The sequence below is a fragment of the Brevundimonas sp. A19_0 genome (assembly GCF_017744255.1).
In the GTDB taxonomy this organism is placed as follows: domain Bacteria; phylum Pseudomonadota; class Alphaproteobacteria; order Caulobacterales; family Caulobacteraceae; genus Brevundimonas.
Genome location: NZ_JAGHQP010000045.1, coordinates 1 through 1,000 on the forward strand (window position 1 = coordinate 1; position 1,000 = coordinate 1,000).

Here is a 1,000-nt window from a genome sequence, read left to right on the forward strand (position 1 = left end):
CTCAGGCCTTGCCGACTATGACCTGCTGGACGGCGATGCGGGCAATGACATCTACTGGGTCGACACCGGCGATGACCTGACGTTCGAGGATGCCGGCGGCGGCACCGACACCGTCTATGCCGATGTGCGGGTCGAGAACGCGGGCGTCTATCTCTATGCCAACGTCGAGAACCTGGTGCTGGTCGGGACCACGGCCTTCGGCGTCGGCAACGGCCTGGCCAATCTGATGGTCGGCAGTGGCTCGGGCAACTATCTGCTGGGCGGGGCGGGCAATGACGTGCTGGACGGCCGCGGCGGCAATGATGTGCTGTTCGGCGAGGCGGGCAATGATGTGTTCGTCTTCCAGGCCGGCACCGGCGGCGATGTGATCGGCGACTTCACCATCGGTCAGGACCGGATCGACCTCAGGGCCTTCGGCTTTGCCAATTTCGACCAGCTGAAGGTCAACTTCAGCCAGGTCGGGGCGGACGGGGCGATCAACCTGGGCAATGGCGACTTCATCGTCCTGCACGGGGTGACGATGGCCAATCTGACGGCGGCCCAGTTCATCTTCCCGGGACAGGCCTCTCCGGCCGAGGCCCTGTCGGGGATCATCCCGGCCGACGATGCGCGCTTCAACCCGCCGGTCCAGGTCGCGACCGCCGCGCAGGACGCGGTCAAGCCGGGCCTCGAGGCCGACGCCGGCCCGCAGATCCTGCCGGGACTGGAGGATGACGCCTTCATCGCCGACTTCAGCGGCGGCGGGGCCAAGGCCCACGAGGGCGGTGCCCAGGTGCTGCCGGCCGGGATCGACACCCTGGGCCCGCAGGTCCTGCCGGGCGGGCCGGAGGTCGTCGACGACCTGCTGTTCAGCCCGGCCCACTGGACCTTCGGCGAGGGCCGCGGCCACGGCCTCTACCTGCCCGACACCCCCGGCGCCGACCCCGTCGACACCCCGCCCACTCACGACTGGGCCTGGATGTAAGCCCCACAGGGCGGCCCCGCACACGCCGGGCCGCCC

1 pseudogene is annotated in these 1,000 nt (G+C 69.6%); it reads left to right on the plus strand.

The window, feature by feature from the left end:
- A pseudogene (locus tag J7346_RS14910) lies at positions 1-964 on the plus strand (hypothetical protein); the annotation flags it as partial.
- Between the last annotated feature and the right edge of the window lie 36 nt (positions 965-1,000).